The following is a 24,539-nucleotide window of genomic DNA, read 5'->3' as shown; positions in this document are numbered from 1 at the left end:
AAACACGCCCGGTTCGACAGGACCTTCGCCACCGCCCGAGGCAGGGACTCCGCTGATGGGACCGGTGTCGCGAACAGGCAACGTCACCCCGTACTTACGGCCCTTCGCGACGATCTTGGCGACCAGCTTGGCGGCCTCGGAGCGACAGGGGAGACGAAAAACTCCTGGCACTCGTCGATGACGACCACACGCGGGCGCATCGACCGATCGGCCGCGGCGAGCTTGCGCGTCAGCTTCGGTTCCCCAGCTGCGGGACAGTTTCCGTCCTCGTTGCGACAGCTCCGACATCAGCTGCTTGAGGCCGTCGAGGACGGTCGGCACCTTGTCCGGGTCGTCGGAGGACAGAACAAGGTCCGTGCGACCGGTTTGAACGGGTCGTAGTCGGCGTTGTGGGCCATGCAGTAGATGTCGATCTCGACCAGTGGGTCGAGGATGGCTCCGGCGAGGACGTTGATGATGAAGAGGTGGATTTGCCGGAGCCCATCATTCCGGCGATGCCCCAGTTCGTGCCGAACAGTCGTCCGGTGACCAGGTCGGAGCGTGGGGTGACGCCGACGGGGACACCGGTGAGTAGTCGGTGGTCCCGTCGTGCAGCAGCGGCCACGGCGCGACCGGTTTTCGTGAGGCTTCCCTGGTCAGCAACCCACAGGTCCAGCACGCCGGGCTTGTCCTTCGGTTCGGTGGGCCACACCTCCACCGGGAGGCGCAGCAGGTGTGTGGGCGAGGACGTCTTTGTCGTTGTTGAGCATCTCCACGGTGACGCCCTCAGGCAGCAGGACTGGCAGTGCCAGCCGCGCCCGTCGTCGTGGGACGGGTGGGAGGTTCCAGCGGAGTGTTCCAGCCTTGCTTGAACTTGCTGTTGAGTGCGCTCAGGCCGAGGTTGCGCAGCGCGCTTGACCACGGCGCTTTCGTCGACGATCACGCCCCGCCCGGTGCCGTCCTCGTCGTCATCGACGGGAGCAGCCCAGGTCGGTGCGTCGGTCCGAGCCCGACCGAGTGCCCACAGTCCGAGCACCGCCCCGCCAGCACCACGCTGGTGAGGGCGGTGGCCGTAGACGGTCACGAAGGTGACGGTCCAGGCGATCGCGTCGCGATGACCCCAGCAACAGGGGCGATGACCAGGGAAACGTCCCTTTGGCGCGCGATGGCGAGGACGACGACGAGACCGAGGAGCATTCCGAGCGCGATCAGCGCGCCGACCCCCGGCCGCGCGCGCCCACGCAGGGGCGCGTTGATCCAGTCCATGACCCGGCCATGACGGCGGGCTTTTTCGGCGGTGTCGCGGGCCTCCCATTCCAGGAGGCGGTCCCTGGTCGCCTGCGATCTCGGGCGGCGCGCATCTGGCGTTCGTAGCGGGTGGTGCCGTGGGTGTCGCGCCACCGCTGAACGAGGAGCCGGCTCCGGAGAAACACGAATACACGTGTTGCGGACCAGGGCTTTCGCGCTGGTGACGGTGACGGGATGGGTTACCGCTGTGACGGCATGCCGTCGTGCCGTCACGAGGTCGTGGCGGTAGAGGTCGCGCCGCGACACCACCACGTCCGTTCCCCGGCGTCGCGTTTCCCGCCTGCTGACCGCAGGTCACGATCTCGCCTTCGATCACCACCGGGGTGTTGTCGTGGTCGGTGTCGTGGGTGTCGTGGGTGTCGGTGTGGTGGTGCAGGGTGATGACCGGCGCCAGCCTGTTGTCCCCTGATGACGCGTGGTGGGTCGGGCTGGCGCCGCCAGACCTCTCCTGGTCGTCGCGGCTGTTGTGGGTGTCGTCGTGGCTCATCGCAGGCCACCGCCGTCCTGCTGCTCGTTGCGGAGTTGGCGGGCACGAGCAGCCGAGCAGCGCAGGCCCCTGCGGATCGACTCGGCCGAACCCGGGTCGACGCGGCCGTCGGTGACAGCGTCGCGGAGGAGCTGCCGAAGATCATCCAGAGTGCGGCCGGTCGAGGCGGTTTCAAGATCATGGTCGGGGTCGACTCCCCGGGTCGACGATGATCTTGAGTGGGTCGACTGTCGCAGGTCAGCCCTCGACTCCCCGCCCGACTCCTCGGGTCGGTGGTCGAGGACGGCGATACCGCTTCCATGATCATCGTCGAGGTGTGAGTCGACCCCGGAGTCGAGGCAGTCGAGGGCCGGGTCGGCCTCGTAGTCGAGGTCGTTGGTGAGCCGGGAGCCGACACATCCGGCGCCTTCGACGAGGGCGGCGAGTGCCCAGTCCCAGTCGTGGGTGCGGTCGCCGCCGACCGGCGCGACCGGCACGGTCGGGGCGATGGGTCGTCCCGGCGCAGTCGTCGCGGCGAGTGCGCGGCGCCGGACTTGGTAGGTCCCGGGCCGGTAGACCAGGGACGCGGTGCCGTCGGTGTCGATGACCGCGTCGGCGTCGCGGGCGGCGAGGCGCCGCGCGCGGTCGGTCTTCGCTTCCACCAGCGCTGCCAGGCGGGCGGCCCGGCGCTCGGCCCGGGACCGGGGTGTCCCGGCGAGGGTGAGCTGGTGCGCGGCGACCCCGGCGATCGACACGACCGCCATCACCACGGCGGCGGTCCAGCCCTGTTCGAGGCCGTGGAGGAGGTTCATCCCGGCCGCGACCAGGGAGAACAGCACCACCCCGGCCTGCAACCCGACCACCGGCCGGTCGGGTGCGCGGTGTCGGGAGGCGACGACGGCGAGGGCGAAGGCCCACATGCCCAGCTCGGGGATCCCGGCCAGGAGCACACCGCCCGGGCCGTAGATCGTGGTGCCGTAGGCGGCCATCGCCGGTGCGGCCAGGGCGAAGGACAGCAGTGCGATCGGGTAGATCAGCAACTCCACCACGTGGGCAGAAGCCCAGGTCAGAGCCCTATTCCGTGCGGCTGCCCGGGCTGTGGCACGGGCCTGACGCCGCTCGGTGCGACGCCGCTCAGCGCTCTCGCGGTCGGCTTGGGCGCGGTCGCGGCGGGCGTTCTGCTCGGTGATCCGCCGCTGCGCGGCAGCGTCAGCGGCTTCCCGGGCGAGGCGGGCGTCCAGAGCGCGGCCTTCACGCCGCTCGGCCGCCCGGGTCGCGGCCCACGAGTAGTTCGTGGTGGTCATGCCCCGGCCCTCCCCTCAACCGGCTGACCAGCCGGAACCCGCTCAGAGGGCGGTTCAGGGCCGTCGGAGACGGCGTCTGCGGCAGGCAGCTCGCACCGCTCAGTCGAGGCCGGGGCGGTCCGGCGGACCTGCCACAGGCGCAGCTCAGCGGCGATCCACCAGCCGGTCACGACGCCGAGTGGTCCGGCGCACCACCAGGTCAGCCACACCGTCATCCCGGTCAGAGCAGCGGCGACGGTGATCTCGACGGCCCGGTCCTGGACTGCCGTGACGGCGCGGTGAAGCAGCGCGTTCATGCCGCCTCACCGCCCTGACCAGCCGAAACAACCATCGGCTGCCGAGCGGGGAACATGACTAGCCGCGTCGAGCTCGGCTCATCTGACGGCTCGTCGGCCGGGGCGGGGGCGTGGAGGAGGTCGCCGTAGCGGCGGTCGATGACCCGCTCAGTCAGACCGTCTGGGCACCACGAGAAGCCCTGGTCAGAGCCCATATCGGGGTCACTGTCGGGGGAGTCTGGAAGAAAAGTTCCACCCACCGGTGGAGACGTGCAGACGCCAAGGGCAGCATGGCCCATAGCCGACCACCTATTCGTGTAGGTCGTTCGGTTAGGTCGCCGCCCCGGCCTTCAGAACCGGGGTGGTGACCGCAACCCGGCGGGATCACCGGACTGCCTCTCTAGCTAGACACGGCGTCGGGCGGCCTGTCAAGACTCGCCCCCGACCCGCTCTCCGCCTCTCGGCGACACCCCACCGTCGATCACGGAACGTGACATCGATAGAGATAGGATATCTGATATCCATTACTGCTGGTCAGAGCGCCAGGCGCGGGTCTCGTCGTACTGGCGCCCTGAGGGGGTGAGGAGGATTGATCCTCCTCACCCCCTCGATCCTCCTCGCCCTGAATCGCGCTCTGGCCTGCTGGAACGGTGTAAGTGAGGAGGATGAGGAGGATTGAGGAGGATTGGGGCCTGTTTTGGGACATCCCCCAAAATCTCACTGTGTGTGACGGCGCCGTGGTCGATCAAGTCTGGCCGCGATCCTCGTTTTTGGATATTCACGAGAGGCGTGCGCGCTGACGGGTGGGACCCGGGCGTTTGCCGCATGGGCGGTAGGGATATTCGGTGTCACCGAGCGCACCTCTTCGATGTGATTCTCACCGGCCTCTGCTGCGCCTTGAAGGTGGCGATTTGTAGAGAATTTCGATGGCGCAGAATAATGTTGGAACTACTACTGAATGGAGTGTTGAAGTGTTGTTCTATGTGCGCTTTCAGGGTCTTCGGATATTGCTGTGACGGTGTTCCGGCTCAGGGCTGGATCGCGCGTGTTGAGCCCTCGATCTGCTCGGTCGTGGCTTGCCGGGATGGCGCGGTCGGGGAGGGGGGCATCTGTTCTCCCGAGAGGGCTTTTGTTTCTCCCGAGGGAGGCGTAGATCGTCTTCGGGTGTGTCTTCCGGCTTTACCTTGGGGGGCTCTCGGGTAGGATGTCGTTGTGGCCTGCTGTTTTGTGGATGGTGGAGTGAGTGCCGGTGGGTCGGGCTGGCGCCCGACACCTCTACCGCCCTGCTTCGCTGACGGCCGGTAGAGGTGTCGGGCGCCAGCCCGACCCACCGGCAGGTGGTGGCGGAGCAGTCGTGATCATCAGTGTGTAGTTCCATGGTTTAGAAAAGGGCAAGGTCAAGGTCAATGGACTGCGGCTTGGGTGGGTGGGTGGGTGGTTGGGTTGGTGTGGGTGTATCTGCGGCTTGGGTGGGTTGTTCGCCTCGCTGCGCATCGGCGAGGTCGTCCCCCTCAACTTTTTTAGGTGATATGTCGTGCGGTGATCTCGCTGAGGGGGAGAGGTGTTTCCACCTCGCTGTGCATCGGTGAGGGAAATGTTTTCCGGGTGGGTTGCGTGAGTTTCAGGGAAAGGGGCTGGGTGTGGTGGTGCGGGCGAGGCGTGTGGATGCCGGGGTGGTGCGGCAGACGGCGCGGGATGCGGCGGTGTTGGAGGTGTTGGCGCAGCAGTACGGGTTGCCGCAGGACGTGCTCGCTGTGTCGTTGGGGGTGTCGTTGTCGCGGGCGTCGGGGTTGGTGTCGCGGTGGAAGCAGGCGGGGTGGGTGCGTGCGGGTCAGGTTGATGGTGGGGCGCGGTGGGTGTGGCCGTCGCGGGTGATGGCGCGGGAGTTGCTGGGGTGGGATCCGGGGCCGTGGATGCCGCGTCCGGGGAGCGTGGCGCATGTGCGGGCGGTGGGTTCGTTGCGGTTGCACCGGGTGGGTTTGGACGTGGGCCGGTGGGAGTCGCATCGGGCGCTGGCACGTCAGGCAGCAGAGACAGCGCGGGCGACGCAGGCGAGACGGGCGGTGCATGTCCCGGACGGGGTTCAGGTGATGCGGGATGGGCGTCGGTTGTTGGTGCAGGTGGAGCTGTCGTTGCGGGCGCGTTCGGCGTATCTGGAGGCGCGGCCGCCGGGCGGGAGCGCGGATTGGGCGCCGGGCTTGATCGCGGATGTGGCGGAGCGGGCGCGGGTGTTGGAGTGCATGGGTGTGGTGTGGTGGTGCCCGCCGCAGGTGGTGGCCTCGTTGGAGGAGGTCGTGTCGGAGTTCGCGGACCGGTCCTCGGCCCGCCGGGCGCGGGCTGGGTCGGGGGTGGTGCTCCCGGCGGGTCTGCGGTGGGCGGTGAAGAGCCTGGCCGAGGTGCCGTGCTGGCGGCCTGGAGCGGGGTGAGCGCGCGGTGGTCGGGGGCAAGCCGACCCGGCCCACACAGCCTTCCCCTGGCCGCTGACGGCTACGTAGCCCGGCGGTGGGACTTGGCAGGGGGAGTTACGAGCCTGGTAGCCCCTGGTGTCCGACCTTCCAGGCCATGATCATGAGAATGATAATAGCGAAGGCAGCGACCAGCGTGGTAGCTAGAATCATCCATTCGTTTGATCCGTCCAGCAAGATTATTGCGCTGCCCGCGAAGAAGGCCACAGCGGACGAAACCCAAGTCAACGGAGCCGCCCGCCGGTGCACATGAATCCAGGCCGATTCCGAAGACAGAGAACGAGCCCCACGAAATCCGATCCAGTGATTCCGGGGGAGTTTTCCGCGCGCCCCACGGTGGGCTATAACCCCTTGGACGAGGGCGACAATCAGGTGGGACGCCCCTAGGGCAATCTGCACGGAGAGGGGGACGACCCCTCCAGTTTCGTGTCGCATTTATCTACTCCTTGAGCGTCATCGTCGACCGAGTCGGACTTAAAGTCTTGGCACGCAGAGTCGTCTCTCGACTAGGCCAGACAGAGGGGTCCCCTGGACGGAGCAGATACATAATCAACATTCCAACCATGATGCAAGAGAATCCCGGGAGGCCCATAAGTAAAGCGATGGACGCGTGGAGCGAAACGCCTAAAGCGAGAGCCAGTGCGCGGATTTTTTGGCGCGCCATTAAGCAGCAAGCGATTCCGAATTCGATAGCCAGCGTTCCCCATGTCGCTGCCTGTACCGCGATCGCTGACGAGAGAACCGCACGTACTGCGCCCGAAATATAATTTGGCGGAGAAAAGGAACTTTCTACGCCACTGAGCCAGTACCAAACGGCAGTCCCGTTCTTCCATTCCTCCCCTGTGAGCTTACTAAGGCTCGCATGGAAGTATATGAACGACGCCTGGAGCCATACCGCGTATAGGCTGACCTGCGCTGCAATCAGAGCAACTCGCCTACTACGGACTACTTCTGGTGGACCACCCCAGTGCCATCTGCGCTTATCGCAGAGGCAAATTGGAATTATGAGGAGAGTTATAACTGCGGCTACTTGATCCCCGCCGTCGAAGACGTTGCTGGAGGAATAGAAGCTGACGCTAACGTACCAATGAGCTAGACACGTGTAGCGCGGCCGCCATCCGGAAGCCACGATTATGAGTGTTGCTACCGCTATCCAGCGGGCCGCCTCAAGTCGTTCATTAGGAACGACACAGAATAAGCTGATATTTCCAGCGAAGTTCTCGCACACTCGCCCTGTCGGGCGGGCTGTACTTGCATAGAAGAGGTATTCTGTGGGAGTCGCCATGAGGGCGACGGTAGTTCCAATTGCAATGAGGGTGCGACCGAATCCTAGCGCTGGACTGAATGGGTTATATCCCGTGCCGTGCCGTGTTAGATCGAAAGTATGTGTCATCGGGCCGCTCGTTTGAGCGAGCTGCATGAACTCGTTAACAGCTTGTAGTGAGACGGCTGAGTGAAGAGGTGGTTTGCCCAGGCCCATGGCACCGGATCGGTTGTGACCAGCGCGATGTTCCCACAGAAGCGAGGATGTTCAGACGCGAGACTAACGGGCTGGTGATGCTTCTTGTCGCTGTTCGTCAGACAGCTTCCCAGATCATCTCCCACCGAGCAGCCGGTCCACGGCATCTTCTCGGACTGTTTAAGGAGGTCCTCGATCTCGTACTGCTCAGTGCGTGCAGTCCTGTCTAGTCCGTATGCGCGCTTCGGTGAAGCGTTGCTCCCTTCGCTGATTACCCGCCATGATCCTGAGCGTTGTGCGTAGATGCTCAGCGCAGGCTCGCGGGGATTTTTGGTAAAAAATCCCCAACCTTGAGGGAGTAGAGAACGAACCGGTTCCAGCACATTGATTGCAGCCTGAGAAAAGAGGGGTGACGCTGGCAGGGTTGCAGCTGCATTGACTAACGCAAGCAGGAGTACTGCACTTAGCGCAATGCAGTGAGCGCGAGTGCGACTATTGGAGCCAGTCGCTCTCATAGGGCGAGGCGGTCAGCTGCTGCGGCAACGACCCGCTCGTTTTCGAGGCTGGCGTACTTTACTCCTGGGCCGTAGAGAGCCTGCCAAGCGTACGCTACGGATGTGACTGCGAGAGAACTTTGCGCAACGACCCAGGAAACAGCCCCGACGTATGCTACGGCAACGCATACTGCCCCAACCGCGCCGCATCGAGAGGGCGTAGTTGCTTGAGTCCGAGTCTGGTTCTGAGCATGCTTGGAAATTGCGGATCCCATCTCACGAAGAGCGGAATCTATGCGCAGGACATCGCCACTCGTTAACGCATGAGCGGTGCGCTCGTAGAGTCCTGGATCCGACCGCTTCAGAAAGGCCAGGCCATGAACGACATTCCGTTCGTGCTCGTCGGGAGAGATCCCGATAGAGGTCGGGTCGAAAGTTGTATCGAGCTTGGTCGCAACGGGACCGCTACCGAAAAATACTCCAGCGATAAGCTCGTCGGAGCTGTATGCTAGATTTGGTTCATCGATTTTAACTGAGGCTGCGCTGGCGGAGCCAGCTGCGAGCAGGCTCATGATTACAGCGATTGTTACAGATAGTACAAACCATGAGCAACGGCGCACGGTGACCCCTTCGTTCCGGACCATGAGACATCTAGACTGCTTTGAGTAAAGGCTTAGCGATCAGCAAGGTACCCCTCCCTGCTTCCGGGGGGGGGGGGGCGGGGCAGTGACGGATTGGAGTGGAACGACTACGAACTGCGATAATGAATGGTGGCTGGACCATTTTTCGATGGAGCTGCTGTGCTTTCAGGGCACGGCAGGATCGTTAGATGATCGCGCGGCGAGCATCGACGGGCTACGCGACTACGTAGCCCGTCGATGATGTCGTTGGCTCCGTGCGGGCGTCGTGCAGTGATCCGGAGGCTGGCTCGTGTCGGCTACGGGTGCCCGCCGCCGTTGCGTCGGGCGCGCCGAGCGAACGGGCCCTGAGTAGCCCCTGCCTCCAGCGTCCGACCGACCGATTGATCGACCGGTCTCGTTACCCCATCGAAGAGCGTCCAGTGACTTACTACTAGGGTGTTCCCTTGCTAGTAGGCGCCGAAGCCAAGTCAGATGTTCCGCGCACGCGCAGAAGGAGAGCGCGTAGCTCCTCGCCCTGAAGCCGCCCCCCCCCTGTCCGGAGGCCCCCGTGCCCGAGCTGCCCCCCGCCCCCGCTGCGGGGGCGCCCCCGTCCGGTCCGGTTCCGGTGTCGGCTGCGGTGGAGGAGGTTCTGGCTGCGGCGGATCTGGATGCGTGGGAGGCGTGGGACGGGTTGTGGCTTCCGCGTCGGCCGTTCGCGGCGGATGATCCGTCGCGTGGGGTGTACCGGATGTCGCGGCGGCGGGCGCTTGCTCGGGAGCTGCTGGAGGCCAACTGCGCGGGGATGGTGAACCTGGTGGTGATCGACTGCGACGAGCCGGACGCCGAGCTGCGCGGGCTCTCGACCCGGGACAGTCACGCGTTGCCGAATCTGATCATCAGCAATCCGGTCAACGGGCATGCCCACCTGGGGTGGGTGCTGGCCGAGCCGGTGACCACGACCGACTACGCCCGGCTCAAGCCGCTGGCGTATCTGACCTCGGTGCTGGAAGGGCTACGCCGGGCCACGGGCGGGGATCGGGACTACGGCGGGCTGCTGACGAAGAACCCGTTCCACCCGCGCTGGAACGCCCATCACGTGCACTACCACCGCTACAGCCTCGACGAGCTCCACGCCCCCCTGGCGGCGTCGGGGTCGATGCCCGAGCCGGGCTGGATGCGCCGCAAGGCCCATCTGCTCGACCCGTCGGGTCCGGGGCGGAACTGCGCGTTGTTCACCGGCGCGCGGCGGTGGGCCTACCGGGAGGTTCGTCACCACTTTGGCGACCCGGACGGGCTGGAGGCCGCGATCCGGGCCGGAGCGGTCGAGCGCAACCAGGGGTTCAGCGACCCGCTCCCGGCGGCGGAGGTGCGGGCGATCGCGGACTCGATCAGCCGCTGGATCCTGACCCGCTCCCGGCTCTGGCGGAACGGCCCGAAGGCCTACGAGGAGACCTTCCACGCCATCCAAACCGCACGCGGCCACAAGGGCGGCCTGCAGGGGAGCGCCACGAGGGCGTGGCAGTCTGGCCAGATTCGTGGTCGTGTGGAGCGGGAGGCGTTCGGATGGGAGCGCTGAACCCCCGACGCCGCAAACGCACCGCCCGCGAGGTCGCCGCCCGCGCCGGAGTCTCCGAACGCACCGTCCGCGCCATCGCCGCCGAACCCCGCGCGGAGTACCTCGCCCGCGCCAAAGCCCGCCGCGCCCGCGTCACCGCCCTACGCGACCAAGGACTCGCCTACAAGCAGATCGCCGAAGCCACCGGCGAAACCCTCGGCATGGTTGGAAAGCTGCTCTCCGATGCGCGCTGCCGGGGCGAGTGGGAAGTGCCTACGCGCCCCTCCGTCGCTCCCGCCGCCACTCGGGTGCTGCGCGAGGCGTTCTAGGCCCTGAGAAGCCCTCAGCGACCCGGAAGGTCCTCTCTGGTCTAATCGGGCTCCGGGTGAAGATTCGACACGCGTGCGGGCATCTGAGGGGCCTTAACGGACATCCCAAGCGACAGAGGCCCGGTCGCCTGCGACGACTACCTGCGCTACTGCGTGTCCGCCGCCGTTGTCACGCATAGTGAGATTTCGGGGGATGTCCCAAAACAGGCCCCAATCCTCCTCAATCCTCCTCATCCTCCTCACTTACACCGTTTCAGCAGGCCAGAGCGCGATTCAGGGCGAGGAGGATCGAGGGGGTGAGGAGGATCAATCCTCCTCACCCCCTCAGGGCGCCAGTACGACGAGATCGGATCGCGGCGTCTTGACCAGGCTTAATCCTGATTTTCAGGCGCGCCGCCGGAGTCGTCACTGAGAGTGGTCATATCGGGTGTGTATCGCCGCCAGGCGTCGGCGAACGCGGCACGGTTGTAGCCCTTGGACTGTCCGAGTCCGGGAAACCGGATCTTCTCGGACTCGATGCGGTACTCCCGAAGCAGTTCACCGAGCTTCTTCGCTGAGAGTCCTTCCCCGCGTGGTCCGTAGTCGGCCCACGGTGCTTCGGGGTCGGCTCGGAGTTGCTGGAGGAGCCGCATGGTCGGCAGCGCCTGCTCGTCCCCGAAGGCGGCGTGGCAGTCGGCGAGGAGTCGGATGCGTTCGGAGCGGTCGTCGCCGGTGTCTTCGTCCTGGAGGGCGAGGATCGCGGCGCGTGCGCGGTCGGGCCAGTGCCCGCCGGCGTGGTCGGCGACCGCGATCAGCGGTTCCCAGGTGTCGGCGGCCCGGTCCTCGACGGGCATCACCGGCTCAGCCGCTTCGAGGGCGGTGAGGTCGTCGCGGAGCCAGCCGTGCAGCCGCTCAGCGAGCCTCTGGAGGCGCGGCCGGTCCCGTCGGTGCCTGTACGGCTCGACGGTTTCTCCGGGTGCTCTGCGGCGCATGTGGACGACGATGGCGCGGTCTTCGATGGTGTCGGGCATGCGTCCGATCCCGGCCAGGGCGGCCATCGCGAATGTCGAGATCGATTCGACCCGGTTCTTCGCCAGGTCGTAGCGCTTCGCGGGGCGGTTGCGCTGGTGCCCGGCGTTGAGCAGGCCGCGGAGGTCTTCGTGGCCGGTGGCGGCGGGCCCGAAGATCGTGTCGGCTTCGTCGACGAGCATGGTGGGTGGGTCGGCGGTGATGGAGCGGTAGACGGCTGCGGGTGTGGCGTTGACGGTGATGAACGGGGCGTGGCAGGCGCCTTCGACGACGTCGAGGAGACGGGATTTACCGCAGCGCTTCTCCGGTGCGCGCACGACCAGGCGGGGTGCGTGCGCCCAGGCCGGTTGGGCGTGGGTCGCGGCGATCCACAGCACGACACCGACCACGGCCGCGTCGGAGGGCAGGGCGACGTAGCGGCGCAGCGCTGTTTCGAGGTCGTCGAGGATCGCGGCACCGTCGGCGCCCTGACCTGCGGGTTCGTCGTGGGTGTTCACGCGGTCCTCCTGAAGGTGGTTGCAGCGGTGGGGTGTGGGTGGTGGCGCCAGAGGCGTCCGGTCACCTCGGGCTCGTGCGGGTGCGGCACGAACCCGTCGGTGGGGGCGTAGGTGCGGAGTTCGGCGGCCGGATGGCCGTCCGGGTAGCGCCGTGAGGTGTCCTGGATGGCGGTGAGGTCGTCGGCCCAGTACCAGCGGCCCCGCCAGGGCCCGTCGGCGAGGACGGCGAGTTCGCGTCCGTCGGCGACCTGGACCGCCAGCCACGACATCCGGGACGGGCGGTGTGTGGCGGGAAGGTGCTGCCGCGTCGCTTCCGGTCCTCGCCCGCCCTGGGGGCGTGCTGTGGTCCGGGTCGACTTGCCCACGACCAGCTGCTGGGCTGCGGCGGTGGCGGTCATGCTGCGTCCCCGCGCGCCCATCGGGCCGGGTCGCCGTGGGGCGGGTAGCGGCGGCGCATGAGTTCGGCCAGGGACGGCTGCCGGGCGAGCCCCGCGGCGCGGTAGGCGATCGACATGGCCTTGCTGGCGTCGCGCAGCGCGGTCCAGTGGGCGTGGCGCAGGTCGGCGACCTCGACCCCGACCCGGGCGGCGACCAATAGCGGCGCCGACGGCTGCGCTCGTCCGAGGACGGCGGCGAGGACGGCCGGGTCGAGGTGTCCGATGACGTCCAGGGCCTCGGCCCGGTCCGGGTCGGGCAGGCGCGGGATCGGGACTGCCAGGGCTCGACACGGGAGCGGGTCAGGTGCTGCAGGTGTTGCCGGTGGTTCCGGTAGTTCAGGAGAGCGGTGACTGTGCGTGGTCATGGGGGCTCCTGTTTTCGGCATGGCAAAGGGGAGGGAGGGAGGCACCGAAGTGCCTCCGTCCCTGCTCAACTGCGGGTTTCAGGGGTGTGTGGGCGGGTGGGTCCCTGGCCTCCCTGAGTGACTGTCGGTGCAGGTCATCCCAGGGAGGGAGGCGTCAGGGACCGGTCAGGGAGGGGGAGGGAGAACTCCCTGCCTCCCTGACGCCTCCCTGACTGCCTCCCTCTAGAAGCAGTCCTTCTGCCCGGGCCCGAATTCATCACTGTCGGTGATGGATTCGTGGGTGGCGTCGGTGTGGGCTTCGTGGAGGCGCGCGGCGCTGAGGACCATGACTCCGTCGGATTTGTAGGGCCGCGCGTCGGCGGGTAGCTCCTCGGCGAGGCGGGCGAAGGTCCACGACCCGTAGTGGGCGCGGTCGAGTTCGGTGAGCGCGGCGAGGGCTTCCTGGGTGCGCATCCGTTTGTGCCCGTGAAGGACGTGGAGCAGGTCCTCCAGGAGGTCCCGCCGCGCGGACGCCGCCGGGGGCTGCGCCGGTCCGGTGGTAAGCCCGGCCTCCTCGCGCAGTTTCACCGCCCGCTCGACGATCGGCGTCAACTCGTCAACGCCGTCACCGCGTTGGATGTAGAAGCAGCGCATCAACCCGTCCCGGGGCCCGAAGCCGGTGGTCATGGCGGTGCCGAGGTCCCCGAGATCGACGGTGCCGTCGCTGCCCACGGTCATGGGTTGCAGGGTGGTGGCGGTGATGCCGGCGGTGTGCTTTCCCGTGCCGAGGATGGCGTCGTTGCCCTGGTGGTCACCGATGGCGAAACACGCCCGGTTCGACAGGACCTTCGCCACCGCCCGAGGCAGGGACTCCGCTGATGGGACCGGTGTCGCGAACAGGAACGTCACCCCGTACTTACGGCCCTTCGCGACGATCTTGGCGACCAGCTTGGCGGCCTCGGAGCCGACAGGGGAGACGAACAACTCCTGGCACTCGTCGATGACGACCACACGCGGGCGCATCGACCGATCGGCCGCGGCGAGCTTGCGCGTCAGCTTCGGTTCCCCAGCTGCGGACAGTTTCCGTCCTCGTTGCGACAGCTCCGACATCAGCTGCTTGAGGCCGTCGAGGACGGTCGGCACCTTGTCCGGGTCGTCGGAGACGAACAAGGTCCGTGCGACCGGTTTGAACGGGTCGTAGTCGGCGTTGTGGGCCATGCAGTAGATGTCGATCTCGACCAGTGGGTCGAGGATGGCTCCGGCGAGGACGTTGATGATGAGGGTGGATTTGCCGGAGCCCATCATTCCGGCGATGCCCCAGTTCGTGCCGAACAGTCGTCCGGTGACCAGGTCGGAGCGTGGGGTGACGCCGACGGGGACACCGGTGAAGTAGTCGGTGGTCCCGTCGTGCAGCAGCGGCCACGGCGCGACCGGTTTCGTGAGGCTTCCCTGGTCAGCAACCCACAGGTCCAGCACGCCGGGCTTGTCCTTCGGTTCGGTGGGCCACACCTCCACCGGGAGGCGCAGCAGGTTGTGGGCGAGGACGTCTTTGCGTTTGTTGAGCATCTCCACGGTGACGCCCTCAGGCAGCAGGAACTGGCAGTGCCAGCCGCGCCCGTCGTGGACGGGTGGGAGGTTCCAGCGGAGTGTCCAGCCTTGCTTGAACTTGCTGTTGAGTGCGCTCAGGCCGAGGTTGCGCAGCGCGTTGACCACGGCGCTTTCGTCGACGATCACGCCCCGCCCGGTGCCGTCCTCGTCGTCATCGACGGGAGCAGCCCAGGTCGGTGCGTCGGTCCGAGCCCGACCGAGTGCCCACAGTCCGAGCACCGCCCCGCCCAGCACCACGCTGGTGAGGGCGGTGGCGTAGACGGTCACGAAGGTGACGGTCCAGGCGATCGCGTCGATGACCCCAGCAACAGGGGCGATGACCAGGGAAACGTCCTTGGCGGCGATGGCGAGGACGACGCCGAGACCGAGGAGCATTCCGAGCGCGATCAGCGCGCCGACCCCGGCCGCGCGCGCCCACGCCAGGGGCGCGTTGATCCAGTCCATGACCCGGCCATGACGGCGGGCTTTTTCGGCGGTGTCGCGGGCCTCCCATTCCAGGAGGCGGTCCTGGTCGCCTGCGATCTCGGCGGCGCGCATCTGGCGTTCGTAGCGGGTGGTGCCGTGGGTGTCGCGCCACCGCTGAACGAGGAGCCCGGCTCCGGAGAACACGAACCACGTGTTGCGGACCAGGGCTTTCGCGCTGGTGACGGTGACGGGATGGGTTACCGCTGTGACGGCATGCCGTCGTGCCGTCACGAGGTCGTGGCGGTAGAGGTCGCGCCGCGACACCACCACGTCCGTTCCCGGCGTCGCGTTTCCCGCCTGCTGACCGCAGGTCACGATCTCGCCTTCGATCACCACCGGGGTGTTGTCGTGGTCGGTGTCGTGGGTGTCGTGGGTGTCGGTGTGGTGGTGCAGGGTGATGACCGGCGCCAGCCTGTTGTCCCCTGATGACGCGTGGTGGGTCGGGCTGGCGCCGCCAGACCTCTCCTGGTCGTCGCGGCTGTTGTGGGTGTCGTCGTGGCTCATCGCAGGCCACCGCCGTCCTGCTGCTCGTTGCGGAGTTGGCGGGCACGAGCAGCCGAGCAGCGCAGGCCCCTGCGGATCGACTCGGCCGAACCCGGGTCGACGCGGCCGTCGGTGACAGCGTCGCGGAGGAGCTGCCGAAGATCATCCAGAGTGCGGCCGGTCGAGGCGGTTTCAAGATCATGGTCGGGGTCGACTCCCCGGGTCGACGATGATCTTGAGTGGGTCGACTGTCGCAGGTCAGCCCTCGACTCCCCGCCCGACTCCTCGGGTCGGTGGTCGAGGACGGCGATACCGCTTCCATGATCATCGTCGAGGTGTGAGTCGACCCCGGAGTCGAGGCAGTCGAGGGCCGGGTCGGCCTCGTAGTCGAGGTCGTTGGTGAGCCGGGAGCCGACACATCCGGCGCCTTCGACGAGGGCGGCGAGTGCCCAGTCCCAGTCGTGGGTGCGGTCGCCGCCGACCGGCGCGACCGGCACGGTCGGGGCGATGGGTCGTCCCGGCGCAGTCGTCGCGGCGAGTGCGCGGCGCCGGACTTGGTAGGTCCCGGGCCGGTAGACCAGGGACGCGGTGCCGTCGGTGTCGATGACCGCGTCGGCGTCGCGGGCGGCGAGGCGCCGCGCGCGGTCGGTCTTCGCTTCCACCAGCGCTGCCAGGCGGGCGGCCCGGCGCTCGGCCCGGGACCGGGGTGTCCCGGCGAGGGTGAGCTGGTGCGCGGCGACCCCGGCGATCGACACGACCGCCATCACCACGGCGGCGGTCCAGCCCTGTTCGAGGCCGTGGAGGAGGTTCATCCCGGCCGCGACCAGGGAGAACAGCACCACCCCGGCCTGCAACCCGACCACCGGCCGGTCGGGTGCGCGGTGTCGGGAGGCGACGACGGCGAGGGCGAAGGCCCACATGCCCAGCTCGGGGATCCCGGCCAGGAGCACACCGCCCGGGCCGTAGATCGTGGTGCCGTAGGCGGCCATCGCCGGTGCGGCCAGGGCGAAGGACAGCAGTGCGATCGGGTAGATCAGCAACTCCACCACGTGGGCAGAAGCCCAGGTCAGAGCCCTATTCCGTGCGGCTGCCCGGGCTGTGGCACGGGCCTGACGCCGCTCGGTGCGACGCCGCTCAGCGCTCTCGCGGTCGGCTTGGGCGCGGTCGCGGCGGGCGTTCTGCTCGGTGATCCGCCGCTGCGCGGCAGCGTCAGCGGCTTCCCGGGCGAGGCGGGCGTCCAGAGCGCGGCCTTCACGCCGCTCGGCCGCCCGGGTCGCGGCCCACGAGTAGTTCGTGGTGGTCATGCCCCGGCCCTCCCCTCAACCGGCTGACCAGCCGGAACCCGCTCAGAGGGCGGTTCAGGGCCGTCGGAGACGGCGTCTGCGGCAGGCAGCTCGCACCGCTCAGTCGAGGCCGGGGCGGTCCGGCGGACCTGCCACAGGCGCAGCTCAGCGGCGATCCACCAGCCGGTCACGACGCCGAGTGGTCCGGCGCACCACCAGGTCAGCCACACCGTCATCCCGGTCAGAGCAGCGGCGACGGTGATCTCGACGGCCCGGTCCTGGACTGCCGTGACGGCGCGGTGAAGCAGCGCGTTCATGCCGCCTCACCGCCCTGACCAGCCGAAACAACCATCGGCTGCCGAGCGGGGAACATGACTAGCCGCGTCGAGCTCGGCTCATCTGACGGCTCGTCGGCCGGGGCGGGGGCGTGGAGGAGGTCGCCGTAGCGGCGGTCGATGACCCGCTCAGTCAGACCGTCTGGGCACCACGAGAAGCCCTGGTCAGAGCCCATATCGGGGTCACTGTCGGGGGAGTCTGGAAGAAAAGTTCCACCCACCGGTGGAGACGTGCAGACGCCAAGGGCAGCATGGCCCATAGCCGACCACCTATTCGTGTAGGTCGTTCGGTTAGGTCGCCGCCCCGGCCTTCAGAACCGGGGTGGTGACCGCAACCCGGCGGGATCACCGGACTGCCTCTCTAGCTAGACACGGCGTCGGGCGGCCTGTCAAGACTCGCCCCCGACCCGCTCTCCGCCTCTCGGCGACACCCCACCGTCGATCACGGAACGTGACATCGATAGAGATAGGATATCTGATATCCATTACTGCTGGTCAGAGCGCCAGGCGCGGGTCTCGTCGTACTGGCGCCCTGAGGGGGTGAGGAGGATTGATCCTCCTCACCCCCTCGATCCTCCTCGCCCTGAATCGCGCTCTGGCCTGCTGGAACGGTGTAAGTGAGGAGGATGAGGAGGATTGAGGAGGATTGGGGCCTGTTTTGGGACATCCCCCAAAATCTCACTGTGTGTGACGGCGCCGTGGTCGATCAAGTCTGGCCGCGATCCTCGTTTTTGGATATTCACGAGAGGCGTGCGCGCTGACGGGTGGGACCCGGGCGTTTGCCGCATGGGCGGTAGGGATATTCGGTGTCACCGAGCGCACCTCTTCGATGTGATTCTCACCGGCCTCTGCTGCGCCTTGAAGGTGGCGATTTGTAGAGAATTTCGATGGCGCAGAATAATGTTGGAACTACTACTGAATGGAGTGTTGAAGTGTTGTTCTATGTGCGCTTTCAGGGTCTTCGGATATTGCTGTGACGGTGTTCCGGCTCAGGGCTGGATCGCGCGTGTTGAGCCCTCGATCTGCTCGGTCGTGGCTTGCCGGGATGGCGCGGTCGGGGAGGGGGGCATCTGTTCTCCCGAGAGGGCTTTTGTTTCTCCCGAGGGAGGCGTAGATCGTCTTCGGGTGTGTCTTCCGGCTTTACCTTGGGGGGCTCTCGGGTAGGATGTCGTTGTGGCCTGCTGTTTTGTGGATGGTGGAGTGAGTGCCGGTGGGTCGGGCTGGCGCCCGACACCTCTACCGCCCTGCTTCGCTGACGGCCGGTAGAGGTGTCGGGCGCCAGCCCGACCCACCGGCAGGTGGTGGCGGAGCAGTCGTGATCATCAGTGTGTAGTTCCATGGTTTAGAAAAGGGCAAGGTCAAGGTCAATGGACTGCGGCTTGGGTGGGTGGGTGGGTGGTTGGGTTGGTGTGGGTGTATCTGCGGCTTGGGTGGGTTGTTCGCCTCGCTGCGCATCGGCGAGGTCGTCCCCCTCAACTTTTTTAGGTGATATGTCGTGCGGTGATCTCGCTGAGGGGGAGAGGTGTTTCCACCTCGCTGTGCATCGGTGAGGGAAATGTTTTCCGGGTGGGTTGCGTGAGTTTCAGGGAAAGGGGCTGGGTGTGGTGGTGCGGGCGAGGCGTGTGGATGCCGGGGTGGTGCGGCAGACGGCGCGGGATGCGGCGGTGTTGGAGGTGTTGGCGCAGCAGTACGGGTTGCCGCAGGACGTGCTCGCTGTGTCGTTGGGGGTGTCGTTGTCGCGGGCGTCGGGGTTGGTGTCGCGGTGGAAGCAGGCGGGGTGGGTGCGTGCGGGTCAGGTTGATGGTGGGGCGCGGTGGGTGTGGCCGTCGCGGGTGATGGCGCGGGAGTTGCTGGGGTGGGATCCGGGGCCGTGGATGCCGCGTCCGGGGAGCGTGGCGCATGTGCGGGCGGTGGGTTCGTTGCGGTTGCACCGGGTGGGTTTGGACGTGGGCCGGTGGGAGTCGCATCGGGCGCTGGCACGTCAGGCAGCAGAGACAGCGCGGGCGACGCAGGCGAGACGGGCGGTGCATGTCCCGGACGGGGTTCAGGTGATGCGGGATGGGCGTCGGTTGTTGGTGCAGGTGGAGCTGTCGTTGCGGGCGCGTTCGGCGTATCTGGAGGCGCGGCCGCCGGGCGGGAGCGCGGATTGGGCGCCGGGCTTGATCGCGGATGTGGCGGAGCGGGCGCGGGTGTTGGAGTGCATGGGTGTGGTGTGGTGGTGCCCGCCGCAGGTGGTGGCCTCGTTGGAGGAGGTCGTGTCGGAGTTCGCGGACCGGTCCTCGGCCCGCCGGGCGCGGGCTGGGTCGGGGGTGGTGCTCCCGGCGGGTCTGCGGTGGGCGGTGAAGAGCCTGGCCGAGGTGCCGTGCTGGCGGCCTGGAGCGGGGTGAGCGCGCGGTGGTCGGGGGCAAGCCGACCCGGCCCACACAGCCTTCCCCTGGCCGCTGACGGCTACGTAGCCCGGCGGTGGGACTTGGCAGGGGGAGTTACGAGCCTGGTAGCCCCTGGTGTCCGACCTTCCAGGCCATGATCATGAGAATGATAATAGCGAAGGCAGCGACCAGCGTGGTAGCTAGAATCATCCATTCGTTTGATCCGTCCAGCAAGATTATTGCGCTGCCCGCGAAGAAGGCCACAGCGGACGAAACCCAAGTCAACGGAGCCGCCCGCCGGTGCACATGAATCCAGGCCGATTCCGAAGACAGAGAACGAGCCCCACGAAATCCGATCCAGTGATTCCGGGGGAGTTTTCCGCGCGCCCCACGGTGGGCTATAACCCCTTGGACGAGGGCGACAATCAGGTGGGACGCCCCTAGGGCAATCTGCACGGAGAGGGGGACGACCCCTCCAGTTTCGTGTCGCATTTATCTACTCCTTGAGCGTCATCGTCGACCGAGTCGGACTTAAAGTCTTGGCACGCAGAGTCGTCTCTCGACTAGGCCAGACAGAGGGGTCCCCTGGACGGAGCAGATACATAATCAACATTCCAACCATGATGCAAGAGAATCCCGGGAGGCCCATAAGTAAAGCGATGGACGCGTGGAGCGAAACGCCTAAAGCGAGAGCCAGTGCGCGGATTTTTTGGCGCGCCATTAAGCAGCAAGCGATTCCGAATTCGATAGCCAGCGTTCCCCATGTCGCTGCCTGTACCGCGATCGCTGACGAGAGAACCGCACGTACTGCGCCCGAAATATAATTTGGCGGAGAAAAGGAACTTTCTACGCCACTGAGCCAGTACCAAACGGCAGTCCCGTTCTTCCATTCCTCCCCTGTGAGCTTACTAAGGCTCGCATGGAAGTATATGAACGACGCCTGGAGCCATACCGCGTATAGGCTGACCTGCGCTGCAATCAGAGCAACTCGCCTACTACGGACTACTTCTGGTGGACCACCCCAGTGCCATCTGCGCTTATCGCAGAGGCAAATTGGAATTATGAGGAGAGTTATAACTGCGGCTACTTGATCCCCGCCGTCGAAGACGTTGCTGGAGGAATAGAAGCTGACGCTAACGTACCAATGAGCTAGACACGTGTAGCGCGGCCGCCATCCGGAAGCCACGATTATGAGTGTTGCTACCGCTATCCAGCGGGCCGCCTCAAGTCGTTCATTAGGAACGACACAGAATAAGCTGATATTTCCAGCGAAGTTCTCGCACACTCGCCCTGTCGGGCGGGCTGTACTTGCATAGAAGAGGTATTCTGTGGGAGTCGCCATGAGGGCGACGGTAGTTCCAATTGCAATGAGGGTGCGACCGAATCCTAGCGCTGGACTGAATGGGTTATATCCCGTGCCGTGCCGTGTTAGATCGAAAGTATGTGTCATCGGGCCGCTCGTTTGAGCGAGCTGCATGAACTCGTTAACAGCTTGTAGTGAGACGGCTGAGTGAAGAGGTGGTTTGCCCAGGCCCATGGCACCGGATCGGTTGTGACCAGCGCGATGTTCCCACAGAAGCGAGGATGTTCAGACGCGAGACTAACGGGCTGGTGATGCTTCTTGTCGCTGTTCGTCAGACAGCTTCCCAGATCATCTCCCACCGAGCAGCCGGTCCACGGCATCTTCTCGGACTGTTTAAGGAGGTCCTCGATCTCGTACTGCTCAGTGCGTGCAGTCCTGTCTAGTCCGTATGCGCGCTTCGGTGAAGCGTTGCTCCCTTCGCTGATTACCCGCCATGATCCTGAGCGTTGTGCGTAGATGCTCAGCGCAGGCTCGCGGGGATTTTTGGTAAAAAATCCCCAACCTTGAGGGAGTAGAGAACGAACCGGTTCCAGCACATTGATTGCAGCCTGAGAAAAGAGGGGTGACGCTGGCAGGGTTGCAGCTGCATTGACTAACGCAAGCAGGAGTACTGCACTTAGCGCAATGCAGTGAGCGCGAGTGCGACTATTGGAGCCAGTCGCTCTCATAGGGCGAGGCGGTCAGCTGCTGCGGCAACGACCCGCTCGTTTTCGAGGCTGGCGTACTTTACTCCTGGGCCGTAGAGAGCCTGCCAAGCGTACGCTACGGATGTGACTGCGAGAGAACTTTGCGCAACGACCCAGGAAACAGCCCCGACGTATGCTACGGCAACGCATACTGCCCCAACCGCGCCGCATCGAGAGGGCGTAGTTGCTTGAGTCCGAGTCTGGTTCTGAGCATGCTTGGAAATTGCGGATCCCATCTCACGAAGAGCGGAATCTATGCGCAGGACATCGCCACTCGTTAACGCATGAGCGGTGCGCTCGTAGAGTCCTGGATCCGACCGCTTCAGAAAGGCCAGGCCATGAACGACATTCCGTTCGTGCTCGTCGGGAGAGATCCCGATAGAGGTCGGGTCGAAAGTTGTATCGAGCTTGGTCGCAACGGGACCGCTACCGAAAAATACTCCAGCGATAAGCTCGTCGGAGCTGTATGCTAGATTTGGTTCATCGATTTTAACTGAGGCTGCGCTGGCGGAGCCAGCTGCGAGCAGGCTCATGATTACAGCGATTGTTACAGATAGTACAAACCATGAGCAACGGCGCACGGTGACCCCTTCGTTCCGGACCATGAGACATCTAGACTGCTTTGAGTAAAGGCTTAGCGATCAGCAAGGTACCCCTCCCTGCTTCCGGGGGGGGGGGGGCGGGGCAGTGACGGATTGGAGTGGAACGACTACGAACTGCGATAATGAATGGTGGCTGGACCATTTTTCGATGGAGCTGCTGTGCTTTCAGGGCACGGCAGGATCGTTAGATGATCGCGCGGCGAGCATCGACGGGCTACGCGACTACGTAGCCCGTCGATGATGTCGTTGGCTCCGTGCGGGCGTCGTGCAGTGATCCGGAGGCTGGCTCGTGTCGGCTACGGGTGCCCGCCGCCGTTGCGTCGGGCGCGCCGAGCGAACGGGCCCTGAGTAGCCCCTGCCTCCAGCGTCCGACCGACCGATTGATCGACCGGTCTCGTTACCCCATCGAAGAGCGTCCAGTGACTTACTACTAGGGTGTTCCCTTGCTAGTAGGCGCCGAAGCCAAGTCAGATGTTCCGCGCACGCGCAGAAGGAGAGCGCGTAGCTCCTCGCCCTGAAGCCGCCCCCCCCCTGTCCGGAGGCCCCCGTGCCCGAGCTGCCCCCCGCCCCCGCTGCGGGGGCGCCCCCGTCCGGTCCGGTTCCGGTGTCGGCTGCGGTGGAGGAGGTTCTGGCTGCGGCGGATCTGGATGCGTGGGAGGCGTGGGACGGGTTGTGGCTTCCGCGTCGGCCGTTCGCGGCGGATGATCCGTCGCGTGGGGTGTACCGGATGTCGCGGCGGCGGGCGCTTGCTCGGGAGCTGCTGGAGGCCAACTGCGCGGGGATGGTGAACCTGGTGGTGATCGACTGCGACGAGCCGGACGCCGAGCTGCGCGGGCTCTCGACCCGGGACAGTCACGCGTTGCCGAATCTGATCATCAGCAATCCGGTCAACGGGCATGCCCACCTGGGGTGGGTGCTGGCCGAGCCGGTGACCACGACCGACTACGCCCGGCTCAAGCCGCTGGCGTATCTGACCTCGGTGCTGGAAGGGCTACGCCGGGCCACGGGCGGGGATCGGGACTACGGCGGGCTGCTGACGAAGAACCCGTTCCACCCGCGCTGGAACGCCCATCACGTGCACTACCACCGCTACAGCCTCGACGAGCTCCACGCCCCCCTGGCGGCGTCGGGGTCGATGCCCGAGCCGGGCTGGATGCGCCGCAAGGCCCATCTGCTCGACCCGTCGGGTCCGGGGCGGAACTGCGCGTTGTTCACCGGCGCGCGGCGGTGGGCCTACCGGGAGGTTCGTCACCACTTTGGCGACCCGGACGGGCTGGAGGCCGCGATCCGGGCCGGAGCGGTCGAGCGCAACCAGGGGTTCAGCGACCCGCTCCCGGCGGCGGAGGTGCGGGCGATCGCGGACTCGATCAGCCGCTGGATCCTGACCCGCTCCCGGCTCTGGCGGAACGGCCCGAAGGCCTACGAGGAGACCTTCCACGCCATCCAAACCGCACGCGGCCACAAGGGCGGCCTGCAGGGGAGCGCCACGAGGGCGTGGCAGTCTGGCCAGATTCGTGGTCGTGTGGAGCGGAGGGAGGCGTTCGGATGGGAGCGCTGAACCCCCGACGCCGCAAACGCACCGCCCGCGAGGTCGCCGCCCGCGCCGGAGTCTCCGAACGCACCGTCCGCGCCATCGCCGCCGAACCCCGCGCGGAGTACCTCGCCCGCGCCAAAGCCCGCCGCGCCCGCGTCACCGCCCTACGCGACCAAGGACTCGCCTACAAGCAGATCGCCGAAGCCACCGGCGAAACCCTCGGCATGGTTGGAAAGCTGCTCTCCGATGCGCGCTGCCGGGGCGAGTGGGAAGTGCCTACGCGCCCCTCCGTCGCTCCCGCCGCCACTCGGGTGCTGCGCGAGGCGTTCTAGGCCCTGAGAAGCCCTCAGCGACCCGGAAGGTCCTCTCTGGTCTAATCGGGCTCCGGGTGAAGATTCGACACGCGTGCGGGCATCTGAGGGGCCTTAACGGACATCCCAAGCGACAGAGGCCCGGTCGCCTGCGACGACTACCTGCGCTACTGCGTGTCCGCCGCCGTTGTCACGCATAGTGAGATTTCGGGGGATGTCCCAAAACAGGCCCCAATCCTCCTCAATCCTCCTCATCCTCCTCACTTACACCGTTTCAGCAGGCCAGAGCGCGATTCAGGGCGAGGAGGATCGAGGGGGTGAGGAGGATCAATCCTCCTCACCCCCTCAGGGCGCCAGTACGACGAGATCGGATCGCGGCGTCTTGACCAGGCTTAATCCTGATTTTCAGGCGCGCCGCCGGAGTCGTCACTGAGAGTGGTCATATCGGGTGTGTATCGCCGCCAGGCGTCGGCGAACGCGGCACGGTTGTAGCCCTTGGACTGTCCGAGTCCGGGAAACCGGATCTTCTCGGACTCGATGCGGTACTCCCGAAGCAGTTCACCGAGCTTCTTCGCTGAGAGTCCTTCCCCGCGTGGTCCGTAGTCGGCCCACGGTGCTTCGGGGTCGGCTCGGAGTTGCTGGAGGAGCCGCATGGTCGGCAGCGCCTGCTCGTCCCCGAAGGCGGCGTGGCAGTCGGCGAGGAGTCGGATGCGTTCGGAGCGGTCGTCGCCGGTGTCTTCGTCCTGGAGGGCGAGGATCGCGGCGCGTGCGCGGTCGGGCCAGTGCCCGCCGGCGTGGTCGGCGACCGCGATCAGCGGTTCCCAGGTGTCGGCGGCCCGGTCCTCGACGGGCATCACCGGCTCAGCCGCTTCGAGGGCGGTGAGGTCGTCGCGGAGCCAGCCGTGCAGCCGCTCAGCGAGCCTCTGGAGGCGCGGCCGGTCCCGTCGGTGCCTGTACGGC

Annotated in this window: 23 protein-coding genes; 6 read left to right on the top strand and 17 right to left on the bottom strand. The window is 66.2% G+C overall.

Annotated elements, in window-relative coordinates; all coding sequences use genetic code 11:
* The 4 genes from KPL59_RS13205 to KPL59_RS13190 all read right to left on the bottom strand — a co-directional run.
* On the bottom strand, positions 1-321 hold a 321-nt coding region (locus KPL59_RS13205), incomplete at its 3' end, for a hypothetical protein (RefSeq protein WP_226360952.1).
* 738 nt (positions 322-1,059) lie between these two features.
* Positions 1,060-1,245 (bottom strand): hypothetical protein, encoded by a 186-nt coding sequence (locus KPL59_RS13200; RefSeq protein ID WP_226360951.1) that lies wholly within the window; start codon positions 1,243-1,245, stop codon positions 1,060-1,062.
* A gap of 525 nt (positions 1,246-1,770) precedes the next feature.
* Positions 1,771-3,057: an urease accessory UreF family protein gene (locus tag KPL59_RS13195; protein ID WP_226360946.1), complete on the bottom strand. Its 1,287-nt coding sequence runs from the start codon at positions 3,055-3,057 to the stop codon at positions 1,771-1,773.
* Positions 3,054-3,353, bottom strand: a complete 300-nt coding sequence (locus KPL59_RS13190; RefSeq protein WP_226360945.1) for a hypothetical protein — start codon at positions 3,351-3,353, stop codon at positions 3,054-3,056. Before KPL59_RS13190 ends, KPL59_RS13195 begins: the two co-directional genes overlap by 4 nt.
* A 2,087-nt stretch (positions 3,354-5,440) precedes the next feature.
* On the opposite strand from KPL59_RS13190, the gene KPL59_RS13185 reads away from it, so the two are divergent.
* A complete protein-coding gene (locus tag KPL59_RS13185; protein ID WP_226360944.1) occupies positions 5,441-5,758 on the top strand; it encodes a hypothetical protein in 318 nt (105 codons plus the stop codon).
* 96 nt (positions 5,759-5,854) lie between these two features.
* On the opposite strand, the gene KPL59_RS37645 is transcribed toward KPL59_RS13185, so the two are convergent.
* From KPL59_RS37645 to KPL59_RS37635, 3 genes are read right to left on the bottom strand one after another with little or no spacing between them, the layout of a single operon-like run.
* The gene (locus KPL59_RS37645; protein ID WP_226360943.1) at positions 5,855-6,232 is read right to left on the bottom strand and encodes an SdpI family protein; all 378 of its coding nucleotides are present in this window, start codon (positions 6,230-6,232) and stop codon (positions 5,855-5,857) included.
* A 4-nt stretch (positions 6,233-6,236) separates the two neighbouring features.
* Positions 6,237-7,190, bottom strand: coding sequence for a sporulation-delaying protein SdpB family protein (locus tag KPL59_RS37640; RefSeq protein WP_226360942.1), 954 nt, complete (start codon positions 7,188-7,190; stop codon positions 6,237-6,239).
* The gene (locus KPL59_RS37635; protein ID WP_226360941.1) at positions 7,187-7,771 is read right to left on the bottom strand and encodes an SdpA family antimicrobial peptide system protein; all 585 of its coding nucleotides are present in this window, start codon (positions 7,769-7,771) and stop codon (positions 7,187-7,189) included. Before KPL59_RS37635 ends, KPL59_RS37640 begins: the two co-directional genes overlap by 4 nt.
* Positions 7,772-9,118: 1,347 nt before the next feature.
* Here KPL59_RS37635 and KPL59_RS13165 point away from each other — a divergent pair.
* Both KPL59_RS13165 and KPL59_RS13160 read left to right on the top strand, forming a co-directional pair.
* Positions 9,119-9,946 (top strand): replication initiation protein, encoded by an 828-nt coding sequence (locus tag KPL59_RS13165; RefSeq protein WP_226360954.1) that lies wholly within the window; start codon positions 9,119-9,121, stop codon positions 9,944-9,946.
* A complete protein-coding gene (locus tag KPL59_RS13160) occupies positions 9,934-10,254 on the top strand; it encodes a hypothetical protein (protein ID WP_226360940.1) in 321 nt (106 codons plus the stop codon). Before KPL59_RS13165 ends, KPL59_RS13160 begins: the two co-directional genes overlap by 13 nt.
* Before the next feature lie 371 nt (positions 10,255-10,625).
* Here the strand turns inward: KPL59_RS13160 and KPL59_RS13155 are convergent, their stop codons facing one another.
* From KPL59_RS13155 to KPL59_RS13130, 6 genes are all read right to left on the bottom strand, one after another.
* Positions 10,626-11,639, bottom strand: coding sequence for a DUF3631 domain-containing protein (locus tag KPL59_RS13155; RefSeq protein ID WP_226360950.1), 1,014 nt, complete (start codon positions 11,637-11,639; stop codon positions 10,626-10,628).
* 116 nt (positions 11,640-11,755) lie between these two features.
* Entirely contained in the window at positions 11,756-12,157 is a 402-nt protein-coding gene (locus KPL59_RS13150; protein ID WP_226360949.1) for a hypothetical protein, read from the bottom strand.
* Positions 12,154-12,561, bottom strand: a complete 408-nt coding sequence (locus KPL59_RS13145) for a hypothetical protein (RefSeq protein ID WP_226360948.1) — start codon at positions 12,559-12,561, stop codon at positions 12,154-12,156. The genes KPL59_RS13150 and KPL59_RS13145 overlap by 4 nt, the downstream gene beginning before the upstream one ends.
* 222 nt (positions 12,562-12,783) lie before the next feature.
* The gene (locus tag KPL59_RS13140; protein WP_226360947.1) at positions 12,784-15,117 is read right to left on the bottom strand and encodes a cell division protein FtsK; all 2,334 of its coding nucleotides are present in this window, start codon (positions 15,115-15,117) and stop codon (positions 12,784-12,786) included.
* Positions 15,114-16,400: an urease accessory UreF family protein gene (locus KPL59_RS13135; RefSeq protein ID WP_226360946.1), complete on the bottom strand. Its 1,287-nt coding sequence runs from the start codon at positions 16,398-16,400 to the stop codon at positions 15,114-15,116. The genes KPL59_RS13140 and KPL59_RS13135 overlap by 4 nt, the downstream gene beginning before the upstream one ends.
* On the bottom strand, positions 16,397-16,696 hold the full coding sequence (locus KPL59_RS13130) for a hypothetical protein (protein WP_226360945.1): 300 nt from the start codon (positions 16,694-16,696) through the stop codon (positions 16,397-16,399). Before KPL59_RS13130 ends, KPL59_RS13135 begins: the two co-directional genes overlap by 4 nt.
* Before the next feature lie 2,087 nt (positions 16,697-18,783).
* Here KPL59_RS13130 and KPL59_RS13125 point away from each other — a divergent pair.
* Entirely contained in the window at positions 18,784-19,101 is a 318-nt protein-coding gene (locus tag KPL59_RS13125; protein ID WP_226360944.1) for a hypothetical protein, read from the top strand.
* A 96-nt stretch (positions 19,102-19,197) separates the two neighbouring features.
* Here the strand turns inward: KPL59_RS13125 and KPL59_RS37630 are convergent, their stop codons facing one another.
* The 3 genes from KPL59_RS37630 to KPL59_RS37620 are packed head-to-tail and all read right to left on the bottom strand — an operon-like array spanning position 19,198 to position 21,114.
* Positions 19,198-19,575, bottom strand: a complete 378-nt coding sequence (locus tag KPL59_RS37630) for an SdpI family protein (RefSeq protein WP_226360943.1) — start codon at positions 19,573-19,575, stop codon at positions 19,198-19,200.
* A 4-nt stretch (positions 19,576-19,579) separates the two neighbouring features.
* Positions 19,580-20,533, bottom strand: coding sequence for a sporulation-delaying protein SdpB family protein (locus tag KPL59_RS37625; RefSeq protein WP_226360942.1), 954 nt, complete (start codon positions 20,531-20,533; stop codon positions 19,580-19,582).
* On the bottom strand, positions 20,530-21,114 hold the full coding sequence (locus tag KPL59_RS37620) for an SdpA family antimicrobial peptide system protein (protein ID WP_226360941.1): 585 nt from the start codon (positions 21,112-21,114) through the stop codon (positions 20,530-20,532). The genes KPL59_RS37625 and KPL59_RS37620 overlap by 4 nt, the downstream gene beginning before the upstream one ends.
* Positions 21,115-22,461: 1,347 nt before the next feature.
* Between KPL59_RS37620 and KPL59_RS13105 the strand changes: the two genes are divergently transcribed.
* Both KPL59_RS13105 and KPL59_RS13100 read left to right on the top strand, forming a co-directional pair.
* On the top strand, positions 22,462-23,292 hold the full coding sequence (locus KPL59_RS13105; protein ID WP_226360953.1) for a replication initiation protein: 831 nt from the start codon (positions 22,462-22,464) through the stop codon (positions 23,290-23,292).
* The gene (locus KPL59_RS13100; RefSeq protein ID WP_226360940.1) at positions 23,280-23,600 is read left to right on the top strand and encodes a hypothetical protein; all 321 of its coding nucleotides are present in this window, start codon (positions 23,280-23,282) and stop codon (positions 23,598-23,600) included. The genes KPL59_RS13105 and KPL59_RS13100 overlap by 13 nt, the downstream gene beginning before the upstream one ends.
* 371 nt (positions 23,601-23,971) lie before the next feature.
* Here the strand turns inward: KPL59_RS13100 and KPL59_RS13095 are convergent.
* Positions 23,972-24,539: DUF3631 domain-containing protein (locus KPL59_RS13095; protein WP_226360939.1), on the bottom strand; the 568-nt coding region annotated here is incomplete at its 5' end.

This window comes from Pseudonocardia sp. ICBG1142, from assembly GCF_020496255.1.
Classification (GTDB): Bacteria; Actinomycetota; Actinomycetes; order Mycobacteriales; family Pseudonocardiaceae; genus Pseudonocardia.
Note: the sequence above shows the minus strand (reverse complement) of the source record. Positions and strands in the feature narration are given on the sequence as shown.

What these genes read in the sequence shown, in the direction of transcription:
- KPL59_RS37620 (WP_226360941.1), bottom strand. Translation starts at nt 21,114, where the DNA reads ATGAGAGCGACTGGCTCCAATAGTCGCACTCGCGCTCACTGCATTGCG.
- KPL59_RS37635 (WP_226360941.1), bottom strand. Translation starts at nt 7,771, where the DNA reads ATGAGAGCGACTGGCTCCAATAGTCGCACTCGCGCTCACTGCATTGCG.
- KPL59_RS13165 (WP_226360954.1), top strand. Translation starts at nt 9,119, where the DNA reads ATGTCGCGGCGGCGGGCGCTTGCTCGGGAGCTGCTGGAGGCCAACTGC.
- KPL59_RS37645 (WP_226360943.1), bottom strand. Translation starts at nt 6,232, where the DNA reads ATGCGACACGAAACTGGAGGGGTCGTCCCCCTCTCCGTGCAGATTGCC.
- KPL59_RS13195 (WP_226360946.1), bottom strand. Translation starts at nt 3,057, where the DNA reads ATGACCACCACGAACTACTCGTGGGCCGCGACCCGGGCGGCCGAGCGG.
- KPL59_RS37625 (WP_226360942.1), bottom strand. Translation starts at nt 20,533, where the DNA reads ATGACACATACTTTCGATCTAACACGGCACGGCACGGGATATAACCCA.
- KPL59_RS13105 (WP_226360953.1), top strand. Translation starts at nt 22,462, where the DNA reads ATGTCGCGGCGGCGGGCGCTTGCTCGGGAGCTGCTGGAGGCCAACTGC.
- KPL59_RS13200 (WP_226360951.1), bottom strand. Translation starts at nt 1,245, where the DNA reads ATGGACTGGATCAACGCGCCCCTGCGTGGGCGCGCGCGGCCGGGGGTC.
- KPL59_RS13190 (WP_226360945.1), bottom strand. Translation starts at nt 3,353, where the DNA reads ATGAACGCGCTGCTTCACCGCGCCGTCACGGCAGTCCAGGACCGGGCC.
- KPL59_RS13150 (WP_226360949.1), bottom strand. Translation starts at nt 12,157, where the DNA reads ATGACCGCCACCGCCGCAGCCCAGCAGCTGGTCGTGGGCAAGTCGACC.
- KPL59_RS13140 (WP_226360947.1), bottom strand. Translation starts at nt 15,117, where the DNA reads ATGAGCCACGACGACACCCACAACAGCCGCGACGACCAGGAGAGGTCT.
- KPL59_RS37640 (WP_226360942.1), bottom strand. Translation starts at nt 7,190, where the DNA reads ATGACACATACTTTCGATCTAACACGGCACGGCACGGGATATAACCCA.
- KPL59_RS13100 (WP_226360940.1), top strand. Translation starts at nt 23,280, where the DNA reads ATGGGAGCGCTGAACCCCCGACGCCGCAAACGCACCGCCCGCGAGGTC.
- KPL59_RS37630 (WP_226360943.1), bottom strand. Translation starts at nt 19,575, where the DNA reads ATGCGACACGAAACTGGAGGGGTCGTCCCCCTCTCCGTGCAGATTGCC.
- KPL59_RS13160 (WP_226360940.1), top strand. Translation starts at nt 9,934, where the DNA reads ATGGGAGCGCTGAACCCCCGACGCCGCAAACGCACCGCCCGCGAGGTC.
- KPL59_RS13130 (WP_226360945.1), bottom strand. Translation starts at nt 16,696, where the DNA reads ATGAACGCGCTGCTTCACCGCGCCGTCACGGCAGTCCAGGACCGGGCC.
- KPL59_RS13135 (WP_226360946.1), bottom strand. Translation starts at nt 16,400, where the DNA reads ATGACCACCACGAACTACTCGTGGGCCGCGACCCGGGCGGCCGAGCGG.
- KPL59_RS13145 (WP_226360948.1), bottom strand. Translation starts at nt 12,561, where the DNA reads ATGACCACGCACAGTCACCGCTCTCCTGAACTACCGGAACCACCGGCA.